General features: G+C 45.8%; 8 protein-coding genes. 7 read left to right on the top strand and 1 reads right to left on the bottom strand.

From position 1 onward, the window contains the following. Positions 1 to 399: 399 nt before the first annotated feature. Positions 400 to 1,062 (bottom strand): hypothetical protein, encoded by a 663-nt coding sequence (locus M1B78_RS17745; protein ID WP_257941417.1) that lies wholly within the window; start codon positions 1,060 to 1,062, stop codon positions 400 to 402. A 575-nt stretch (positions 1,063 to 1,637) separates the two neighbouring features. On the opposite strand from M1B78_RS17745, the gene M1B78_RS17740 reads away from it, so the two are divergent. The 7 genes from M1B78_RS17740 (at position 1,638) to M1B78_RS17710 (ending at position 10,825) form a co-directional block, all read left to right on the top strand. Continuing rightward, positions 1,638 to 1,826: a hypothetical protein gene (locus tag M1B78_RS17740; protein WP_136011327.1), complete on the top strand. Its 189-nt coding sequence runs from the start codon at positions 1,638 to 1,640 to the stop codon at positions 1,824 to 1,826. Between the two features lie 105 nt (positions 1,827 to 1,931). Next, positions 1,932 to 3,260, top strand: coding sequence for a radical SAM/SPASM domain-containing protein (locus tag M1B78_RS17735; protein ID WP_168354374.1), 1,329 nt, complete (start codon positions 1,932 to 1,934; stop codon positions 3,258 to 3,260). A gap of 15 nt (positions 3,261 to 3,275) precedes the next feature. Continuing rightward, positions 3,276 to 5,609, top strand: a complete 2,334-nt coding sequence (locus M1B78_RS17730) for a carboxypeptidase regulatory-like domain-containing protein (RefSeq protein WP_257941416.1) — start codon at positions 3,276 to 3,278, stop codon at positions 5,607 to 5,609. Positions 5,610 to 5,695: 86 nt separating this feature from the next. Then, positions 5,696 to 6,022 carry a carboxypeptidase-like regulatory domain-containing protein gene (locus tag M1B78_RS17725; RefSeq protein ID WP_257930652.1) on the top strand — a complete coding sequence of 109 codons (327 nt, stop codon included), beginning with the start codon at positions 5,696 to 5,698 and terminating at the stop codon, positions 6,020 to 6,022. Between the two features lie 11 nt (positions 6,023 to 6,033). Further along, complete coding sequence (locus M1B78_RS17720) at positions 6,034 to 7,995, top strand: outer membrane beta-barrel protein (protein ID WP_257941415.1); 1,962 nt, start codon at positions 6,034 to 6,036, stop codon at positions 7,993 to 7,995. A gap of 255 nt (positions 7,996 to 8,250) precedes the next feature. Beyond that, a complete protein-coding gene (locus M1B78_RS17715; protein ID WP_257941414.1) occupies positions 8,251 to 9,225 on the top strand; it encodes an Rpn family recombination-promoting nuclease/putative transposase in 975 nt (324 codons plus the stop codon). A 142-nt stretch (positions 9,226 to 9,367) separates the two neighbouring features. Then, positions 9,368 to 10,825 carry an aminoacyl-histidine dipeptidase gene (locus tag M1B78_RS17710; RefSeq protein WP_257930649.1) on the top strand — a complete coding sequence of 486 codons (1,458 nt, stop codon included), beginning with the start codon at positions 9,368 to 9,370 and terminating at the stop codon, positions 10,823 to 10,825. The last annotated feature ends 98 nt before the right edge of the window (positions 10,826 to 10,923 follow it).

The following is a 10,923-nucleotide window of genomic DNA, read 5'->3' as shown; positions in this document are numbered from 1 at the left end:
TAACTGTAAATTTCAAGTTTGCCACAAAGGTATATTTATATTAAATCAGCGTCAAGGCGGAAAATAGGACGTTTACTCCATTCAAGAATTTGTCATTGTAAAATATAGCTTCTTGGTATTTTTTCTCTCTTTTACTTAATTCATATAAAGCATGGTAAGCAGCATTCACCGTATTGACACTTGCTTTATGACCTACAACTTGATTTAAATAATAATATGCGGAATCTATGGGACCTATTTCTCTGTAAATATTCCCGATTACCAAATTTATTTGTCCTTTAGATACTCCTATATTGCTACTGTTAATAGCCTGTTTTGAATAGTATAAAGCTTTTTTATAATCCTTGATTTCAATATAAATACCAGCAAGTTCATTAGAAGCAATTGCTACACTTCTTGTTATATGTTTTTCTTTGGCAATTTCAATGGCTTTTTGATAATATTCAATTGATTGAACCTTTCCAATTGACCGTAAGTCCTACCAAGATAAATTAAAGAAGCAATGATATACTTACAGTTTTGTGATTGAAGTGCATATTGGTATGATTTATTAAATGCTTCAATAGCATACTCTTTATAAAAACGGAGTATGTATATACATCCTAATTCTGCATAGATTAAATGGCACAGTTGATAGTCATTAGTTTTCTCTGCATACGTTGTTGCTCTTAGAAGAGAATTTTGTGCCTCTTCTATATTTCTGTTATCATGAAAAATTTCTCCTTTTAGATACAGCACTAATGCCTTTCGTTGTGCATCCTCTTGTTCCATAAAGTAATTGTACGCGATATTGGCTAAAGAGTCATTCTGCTCTATATACATCTTATACTTTGCTTGCGTCATCAACAATGCCCAAGTGGCATGTTCCAATTTCTGTGCAGCATCCGGCATTTTCATATTCTGTAATATATGCAATGCGCTGTCTGGGTACTCATACATGACAGTTTCTGCCTGTATCAGTTCTGCCAACGATACGGAAGAGTGTTCCTTTGAAGAACAAGCGGCGAAAAATAAAAAAATAACAGATACTGCTATAATGGTTTCAAAATGGATATTTTTCATTGTGTATTCTTATAAAAATAACAAAATTGGCTGCAAATATAAAATATCTTTCAATTATAGCCAAGCAAAAGTGTTACAATCACAGGTGTTTGAAGAAACTTATACCTGACACAATCGGATTGAAAATCCGATAGAATAGAATTCCATATTACCGTTGCAAATGTAAGGTAGGGGAATCCGACAATGGCGGATTGACTCTTTTCTTAAAAGAATCGTGTAACTGATGATTTTCTTTTACATATCTTTATGCAACATACCATCTCGCTTTTTCCGGCACCGGGAAAGGCTGGGTTCCTCGGTGTCGAAGAGGGAGTGTCTCGGTGTCGAACCCCTCGTTCTCCGGTGTCGGTCAGCTACCCTTGCGAGAGGCTATTCTGGGCAGGGGTAAAGAAAGAAAACAGGTAAGGGGTGAAATGCTTACAAATTACATCTATAAATGAACTAATATCAAATGTTTTTTTAGAAAAATACAACCAGTCTGGTTTTGTCGGACTCCCACGATTTACATTTGCAGTCAGAATTAGGTAACGTATCAGCGTTATCATTTTGTTGTATTATTTAAATGATAAAAAAACATGGAAGAAAAAGAAAAAGCGCAGTTGGCTTCAAATTTGAAGAATGCTGCAGAAGAAATGTTAAGTTTGAACGAGATGGAAAATGTTGAAGGTGGCGGCATTGTGGATATTAATCCTAAGTGTGTTCAAAACAAAGTTGCTGGTTGTGGATGTACAATTGCAAAACCAGATGACAGCGTAATCCCTTAAAGTTTAAATTTCTTTTAATGAGAGTGTGTCGGAACAATTATATAATCTTTGTGAGTAACTTGTTGTGACATGCTCTCTTTGCATGTTTTGATATATAATGAAGCTATGGTTGAGAGTAAATATAATTATTATATCCAAAATGGTAATGATACGATTTGTTTGAATGGAATCTCAAAGGCTGTTTTTTCAGTGAATAAATCTTCCTTTGATTTTATTAAAGTATTATTGTCCGATGTGGAATTGCAACAGCAAGAAGAGGCTATTACAAAGGAACTTGTAAGAATGCGTTTTTTGGTAGAAGACAATGAACAAGAGACAAATTATCTGTTAGAAAATAAGAGGAAGGATGCGAATAGTTCTTTGTTTCATTTGATTTTGAATCCTACACAAGATTGCATATTCAGGTGTTGGTATTGTTATGAGACCCATAAGAAAGGTGAAATGAGCAAGACTACTTTGGAAAGCCTGAAGAAACTTATAATAAAGGTTTTGGATAGAGAAGATATTGATAAACTGATGTTGGGATGGTTTGGGGGAGAACCTTTGATGTATTTTGATGAAATTGTATATCCTTTGTCTGTTTTTGCTAAAGAAGAAGCTGAAAAAAGAAATAAGGGTTTCTTCTGCAATATGACATCCAATGGATTTTTGTTGACAGAAGAGGTTGCGAAAAAATGTACATTGATAGGTTTGAACACAATTCAAGTGACATTGGACGGTGACGAAAAGAGGCACAATAAGACTCGAAATATGAAAGGACAACCCTCTTTCAGGAAGATAATAGACAATTGTGTGGGTTATTGTTTGGATACTTCAAATAATCGAGTACTTTTGCGGATTAATTATACGGACGACACCATTCGGCTGGATTTTGCAGAAATCTTGGATATTATACCTGTGGGTGTTCGTGCTCAAATTGAAATACAATTTAAGAGGGTTTGGCAAACATACGAAAAGAAGACGGACAAGACTCCGGACGGGCTGCTTGATAATGTGGAGAATTTGAAAAAGAAAGGTTTCCACTTGTCTTGTGGAATGGATTTTGGCTTTGTGGAGGGATGTCTTTGTTATGCGGACAGGAACAATTATGTAAATCTGAATTTTGACGGAAAGGTATATAAGTGTACCGCGGTGGATTATAATGAAAAGAATGCGTTGGGGTATTTGAGTGAAAATGGTGATATTGTGTGGGAAGATTCTATACAGCATGATTTGAGCTTAAAACCGTATGTGGAGGATACCAAATGTATGGAATGTAATTTGTTGCCTATATGTGGAGGTCCTTGTTTCAGACGCAAATATGAGTCTGTCGCTCAAAATAAGGATTTTTGCATAAAAGAACTTTTGGATACGGATGTGGATATGTTTGTGAAGCAATATTACAATGATACTTTGCGGAAAATAGAAAGGCGCCGCACTCTTGCAAATATATAACTAAATGAATAGAAGATGAAGAAGAATTTACTTTGCTTGTTGTTTATTATCTGTGCCGTGACAAGCTTATACGGGCAGAATATCCGTATTTCGGGTATGGTGTCGGACGAAAAAGGAGAACCGATGCCATCTGTGAACGTAGCTTTGCGGCATATCGACTCCACGTTTGTTGCTGGGTGCGTGACTGATTCCCGGGGAATGTTTGCCTTGCGGCAATTGGAAGTGGGCGACAGCTACCTGTTGCAGGTATCGTTTATGGGATGTGTGCCACAGACCATCCGCTTGGACAATGTGGAGAAACCGATGGAGGTGGGTACGATTGTGCTGGTGGAGGATGCCGTGTCGTTGCAGGGGGTCACGGTCACTGCATCGAATGTGATGAAGAAGGTAGACAGACAAATTATCCTTCCGTCGCAAAGGCAAGTAAAAGCCTCTTCTTCGGGGTATGAACTGCTGGCACACATGCAGTTGCCCGGACTGAAGGTGGATGGCGTGCAACAGAAGGTGTCTACCGTGGGTGGAGGAGCGGTGCAACTGCGCATCAACGACATCCAGGCCTCGGTGGCACAGGTGCAGGCGTTACGGCCGGAGATGGTATTACGGGTAGAGTATATCGACAATCCGGGCGTGAGATACGGCGACACGGATGCGGAAGCGGTAGTGAACTATGTGGTGAAGCGTCCGCAGGCGGGCGTGATGGGCGGATTCAGCGCCATCAATGCCGTGACTACAGGCTTCGGGAATGACAACTTGTATCTGCGTGCCAACTACAAACTATCGGAGTTCGGCCTTGATTATTACATCAGTTATCGCGATTATGACGAACGCTATGTGGACGAGACCCAAACCTTTTTCTTTCCCGATGGCGGGCAGCGCAATCGCGTGTTCGGGAAAGTGCCTACTGCCTTCAACTATGTCACTCACACCATTGAGGCAAGCTACAACCTGACGAAGCAGGATAAATATGTGTTCAACGCTCTGTTCACGGAAGAGATTGAAGACTATCCCCACAACGACATGGGGGAGGTAATCCGCGAGGCGGGAAAGCCCGACCTTTACAGCATGACACTGGCCGAGAACTACAGCCGGATTCCCTCGCTCGATTTGTATTATCGGCTGTTCTTGCCGCGCAATCAGCATCTGACGATGAACGTGGTGGGGACATACCTTTATTCGGACTACAAGCGCGATTATCGTGAATCGGGCGAGATGGGAGGAGAGCCTTCGTCGCAATATGCTTATGCCACCAAGGGCAAACGCTATTCGCTGATAGGGGAAGCGGGATACCGGAAGGACTTTAGCCAAGTGGCTCTTTCTGCCGGGTTGAAGTACACGCAGGCTTATACGAGCAACCGCTACACGGGAGCAGTGGACGAGGCAGTGAACATGCACAACTCCACCCTCTACGGTTATGTGCAGTTGCAGGGCAAATGGGCCAAGTTGAAGTATGCTTTGGGAGCGGGCATGTCGCGTGAGGCGTTCGACCGCACGGGTGAGGGGTATACTTTCTACACTTTCCGGCCTATGTTGACTGTGGCGTATCCGGTATTCAAGGGTGCAAACTTGAGTTATGTTTTCAATACTTATCCCACGCTGCCTTCGTTGTCGGCATTGAGCGACATCAGGCAGCAAAAGACGGACTTGGAAGTAAACCGGGGAAATCCCGGATTGACCCCTTACCGTTCATACAACAATCGCCTGAGGCTCTCTTGGGGGAACGGAATAGTGAATGCGCAACTACAGGGAAGTTACCTTCATCAAAAGAATCCCATTATGCAGCAGGTGGCGTGCGTGGCGCAGCCCGACGGAAGTTACCTCTTCGAATACAGCCAGGACAACCAGAAGCGATTCTCGCAACTGAACGGACAATGCTACGTGGGCGTGACGGTGGTGCCGGACTTGCTTTCGGTCAGCCTTTATGGCGGTGTGAACCGGTTTGAAAGTCGCGGCAGGGAGTATGCGCACGACTACACGGCGTGGTATGCGGGCGGTAGCGTGTCGCTGAACTACAAGGGTTTTACCTTCTATGGCGAAATGGGAAACCGCTACCGTTCGCTTTTCGGCGAAACTCTGAATTATGGAGAGGAAACCGGTACCGTGCAGTGTTCTTATCAGTGGAAGGACTGGAACGCAGGAGTGGGGATGCTTTATCCATTCAGCTCGACCAGCCGGACGGGAGGCTACAAACTGCTGAATAAACTGCACCAATCCAAGAGTTGGACGTATATAGACGACAATGCGCGTATGCTTTACTTTACGCTGTCGTGGAAGTTCAGCAGCGGGCGCAAGCATCAGGCAGGCGACAAGACGATGAACAATGCCGACCGGGATACGGGGATTGCAATGTAGGTTAGCTCATTATACGGTTCCCATTGAGAATAACTATTATAAAAAATATATGAACAACAGACTCTTATTCTTATTTCTATTTCTTTTTGCCGCAACCGTGGCGGCAGGACAGACAGTGGCAGGCAGTGGCAGGCAAAGTGACAGACCGGCAAGGAAATCCGGTGGAATTTGCCAACATCGTATTGTTTTCGTTGCCCGACTCGGCCTTCGTGACGGGTGCGGTGAGTGGTGCGGATGGTAATTTCCGTCTGTCGGTGCAAGAACATAAAGGCTTGTTGAAAGTGTCGAGCGTAGGTTATGCCACTTTGTATCGGGAGTGCAAGGCTGGAGATACCTTGGACTTGATACTGGAAGCCGACACCCGGCTACTGGATGAGGTTGTAGTGAAGGCCATCTGCCCAAGACGAGCCTGAAGGGTGACGCTATGGTGACACAGGTGCAGAACAGCAGCTTGGCAAGTGCCGGTACAGCGAACGACGTTCTGCGCAAGACACCCGGCGTGGTGGACGATGGCGATGGACTGAAAGTGTTGGGCAGGGGAACTCCGGAGGTTTATATCAATGGGCGGAAGGTGCGCGATGCCTCGGAACTGGATCAATTGGCCAGCGGGAACATCCGGAACGTAGAAGTGGTGACGAATCCCGGTGCACGTTATGATGCATCGGTGAAGGCGGTGATACGCATCCAGACCAAGAAGGCTCAGGGTGAGGGTTTTGGTTTTAACAGCCGTACCAAAGCCGAATATACCAAGAAGGCGGGATGGCTGGAGCAATTCAACTTCAATTACCGTAAGGGGAAGTTCGACCTCTTCGGACTGTTGTTCTATTCAGACAGTTATTATTGGAAGGCTCATCAGGCGGTTCAGGATACTTATTTGGACAAACATTGGACTCAGGAGAGCCGGACGGATGCCAACAGTCGGACACATTCGTTGACGGGTAGTCTTGGAATGAATTATGTGCTGGATGACAATCATTCGCTGGGTGTGACCTATCGGACTACGAAGCGTCCCTATGCCAGAGATTATATGACAGTGGGTACGGATGTTGTCCGGGATGATATGCCTTATGAGTCGTCTGTGAACGATTCTCGGGGGAGCTCGGAGAATATGCGTCATGCACTCGATTTTTATTATAGGGGAAAAGTTGGTGGTTGGAGTGTCGATTTTGACGGAAATGCCATTTGGCAGTCGGCAGAGGCTGAAACCAAGGTTGAAGAACAGACTACGGATGCTGCCAAGGAGGTGTCCCAACGCACTGTGACTACTGCCAGTGATACGGATTATCGGTTTTATGCTGCCAAGATGACGTGGACTCGCCCTGTGTGGGGAGGACGTTTGGTATTGGGAGCGGAATACGGTCATATAAACCGGACTATGGACTACCGGAATAATGAAGGTATCCTTGAAGATAATCTGGATAAAATCAGGGAGAACAATGCTTCGGCTTTTGCGGAGTTTAGCCGACAGTTGGGAAAAGTCAATGCACAGGTGGGGATACGCTACGAGTATGATGACTTCAATTATTACGTCAATCGAGAACGGAGATCCGACCAAAGCAAGGTGTACCACAATCTGTTTCCTTCGGCCACGCTGCTTCTTCCGGTCGGAAGTACGCGGTTTATGTTGCAATACCGGTCGGAAATTCGTCGGCCTTTTTATTCACAGCTGAGCAGTCAGGTGTCTTATATCAATCAATATACTTACGAGGGAGGCAACCCATTGCTTCGCCCCGTGTTGACCCATTCGGTCGGTTTGGGTGTATTCTGGCGTTGGCTGACGGGACAATTAGGCTATCAGCATGTGAAAGATGATATTTTTAATACGAGTGAACCCTACTCGGATGATGAACCTATTATCGCTTTGGTGAGCCAGAAGAATGCACAGGCATACGATATGTTGTTTGCTTCTGCAACGGCTTCTCCTTCTATCGGTATCTGGTCGCCTGCGTGGACGGTCAGTATCAACAAGCAATGGATGGAGTTGGAAGCTCCAGGAGGAACTGTCCGGCTGGACAATCCGCTGGTGATGCTGAATTGGGAGAACAGTCTGAACTTGCCCGGTGACTTTCAGTTGAGTGTGGGTGTACGATGGATGAGTACCGGAGAAATGCAGAACACCCGTTTGATGGACGACACCTGGATGATGAATGCCAGTTTATACAAGGCAATTCTGAAAGGTCGGTTGAGTTTCCTGCTGCAGGCTGATGATATTTTTGATACGCAAAAGCAGAACGGGATGCTATATTCCGGCAAAGTGCGTACCATTCGGATGTTCAACGCCCCCAACAGCCGATGTGTCAGTTTAACAGTCCGTTATAAGCTAAATGCTGCAAAGAGCAAATACAAGGGCACGGGTGCGGGTGATTCGCAGAAGAGCCGTATGTGACCGACTTTGTCTTCTGAACGACAGGTTTCTTTGTATATCTTTATTCCAGTTTGTTTGGCACCGGGGAAGGGCAGGATTCCCCGGTGCCGGACAAATACTGCTGTTCTGCATACCGTAGATGGAATCATTAAAAACTACCGGTCTCACTTAGAGATTCAGTGCCTGCCTCATCCTTTTTTCTGCTTTTTCTTTGTAAATGTGTCAACTATCTCTTATTTTTGTGTACAAATAGAAACTCAATAAAACTTCACAGCCATGTCCGAAGAAATGCAAGACAAGTACATTCGTTTCGACTGGGCCATCAAGCGCCTGCTCCGTCAGAAAGCCAATTTCGATGTATTGGAAGGATTCCTCACCGTCTTCCTTGGCGAGAAAGTGACCGTCGACGAGATACTGGAGAGCGAGGGCAACCAGCAGGCTGCCGATGACAAGTTCAACCGGGTAGACATCAAAGCCAAGAACAGCAAGGGTGAAATCATCATCATCGAGATTCAGAACACCCGCGAATTATACTACCTGGAGCGCATTCTTTATGGCGTGGCGAAGGCCATCACCGAGCACATCTCCTTGGGAGAACGTTATTATCAGGTGAAGAAAATCTACTCCATCAGCATCCTCTACTTCGACATCGGTCAGGGTGACGACTATCTGTATCACGGTCAGAACACCTTTATCGGTGTGCACACCAAAGACCGGTTGCGCATCAGCACTAAGGAGAAAGATGCCATTGTCACCCGTATGCCGTCCGAGATATTTCCCGAGTATATCCTTATCCGTGTCAACCAGTTCAACGAAGTGGCCACCACCCCGCTGGAAGAGTGGATGGAGTATCTTAAAAACGGAATCATCCGTTCCGACACGAATGCTCCCGGCTTGGGGGAAGCTCGCGAAAAGCTGAAATATTACTCCATGTCCGCACAAGACCGTAATGCCTACGACGAACATCTCAGTGCCATCATGATACAAAACGATGTGCTCGATTCTGCCAAGTTGGAAGGATTGATGGAAGGCAGAGCGGAAGGTCGTGCTGAGGGTCGCGCGGAGGGGCGTGCAGAGGGTATCGTCGAGGGTCGCGCGGAAGGCCTTGCTGAGGGTCGTGCTGAAGGTATCGCCGAAGGCTTCCGGAAACGCAGTCTGGAAATAGCCCGCAACCTCAAAGCCATGGGGCTGGCTCCGGAAGCCATCATCCAAGCTACCAAGCTGACTACCGAAGAGATTGCCCGGTTGTGATGTTTTTTTGCGAAGCGGTAAATGCGGGTGTCTTGCCGGATATTGGCAGGATGTCATGAGGAGAACTTTTCAAAACGGAGTTCGTTCCGCTTCGTGATTTGGAAGATAAACGCTATATTTGCGAAAATTAATTCTTGATATTATGAATACAATCCTACAATTAGCTCCACAGAATGTATGGAAGCACTTTTATTCACTGACTCGGATTCCTCGTCCGTCAGGGTATATGGAAAAAATTACCGAATTTCTTATTGACTTTGGAAAAGGGTTGGGTCTGGAATCATTTGTCGACGAAGCCGGCAATGTAATTATCCGTAAGCCTGCCACTCCGGGCATGGAGAACCGCAAAGGAGTTATTTTGCAGGCACACATGGACATGGTGCCTCAGAAAAACAACGATACCGTACACAACTTTACCGAAGACCCCATCGAAACCTATATTGACGGCGATTGGGTGAAAGCCAAAGGAACCACGCTTGGAGCGGACAATGGCTTGGGAGTGGCTGCCATCATGGCGGTGCTCGAAGACGGTAATTTGAAGCATGGCCCGCTGGAAGCTTTGATTACCAAAGATGAAGAAACGGGAATGTATGGCGCGTTCGGCCTGAAACCCGGAACTATGCAAGGGCAGATTCTGCTGAACCTTGATTCTGAGGACGAGGGCGAACTCTATATCGGTTGTGCCGGTGGTATTGACATCACGGCTACGCTGGAATACAAGGAAGAAACTCCTGCTGCCGACCTGACGGCGCGCAAGATTACGCTAAAAGGATTGCGCGGCGGTCACTCAGGACTGGAAATAAACCAAGGACGCGGCAATGCCAATAAGCTGCTGGCGCGTATCGTTCACGACCTGCTGATTGAGTTCGACTCGCAGTTGGCTAATTTCGAGGGTGGAAATATGCGTAATGCTATCCCTCGTGAAGCACATGCCGTATTGGTGTTCAACCCCGAAGACACAGAGGGGCTGGAAGAGTATATCAAGGAATACGAGGCGCAGCTCAACGAAGAATATGCTTCCATCGAAAGTGGCATTCTGTTGCAGATAGAGGAGGTGGAACTTCCTGCCGCCATTGTGCCGGAAGAGATTCAGGACAACATGATTAATGTCTTGATGGCTTGTCAGAACGGTGTGATGCGCATGATACCTACCGTGCCCGATACGGTGGAGACTTCATCTAACTTGGCCATTGTGACCATTGACGGCGGTAAGGTGGCCATCAAGATTCTGGCTCGCAGCTCTTGCGACACGATGAAGGATTTTCTGGCCGACAGCTTGACATCTTGTTTCGCCATGGCAGGTATGAAGGTGGAGTTGAGCGGCAGCTATTCAGGTTGGCAGCCCAATGTGGATTCTCCCATCCTGCATGCCATGAAGTTGTCCTATAAGCAGCAATTTGGTGTGGAACCCGCGGTGAAGGTGATTCATGCCGGTTTGGAATGTGGCATCATCGGTGCTGCTTGTCCGGGACTTGATATGATTTCTTTCGGTCCTACTTTGCGTTCTCCTCATTCACCGGATGAGCGTGCGTTGATTCCTACTGTTGCCAAGTTCTATGATTTCTTGGTAGCTACGCTGGAACAGACTCCTGAAAAGTAGAGAATACTTTATATAATGAATAAGGAGGTTGTGTCAAAACGTTGGCACAACCTTTTTCTATAATTTATAGTCCTGTTATCTTTTCTTTTGTCTACGCC

This window comes from Bacteroides muris (ex Fokt et al. 2023) (assembly GCF_024704895.1).
GTDB lineage: Bacteria > Bacteroidota > Bacteroidia > Bacteroidales > Bacteroidaceae > Bacteroides > Bacteroides muris.
Note: the sequence above shows the minus strand (reverse complement) of the source record. Positions and strands in the feature narration are given on the sequence as shown.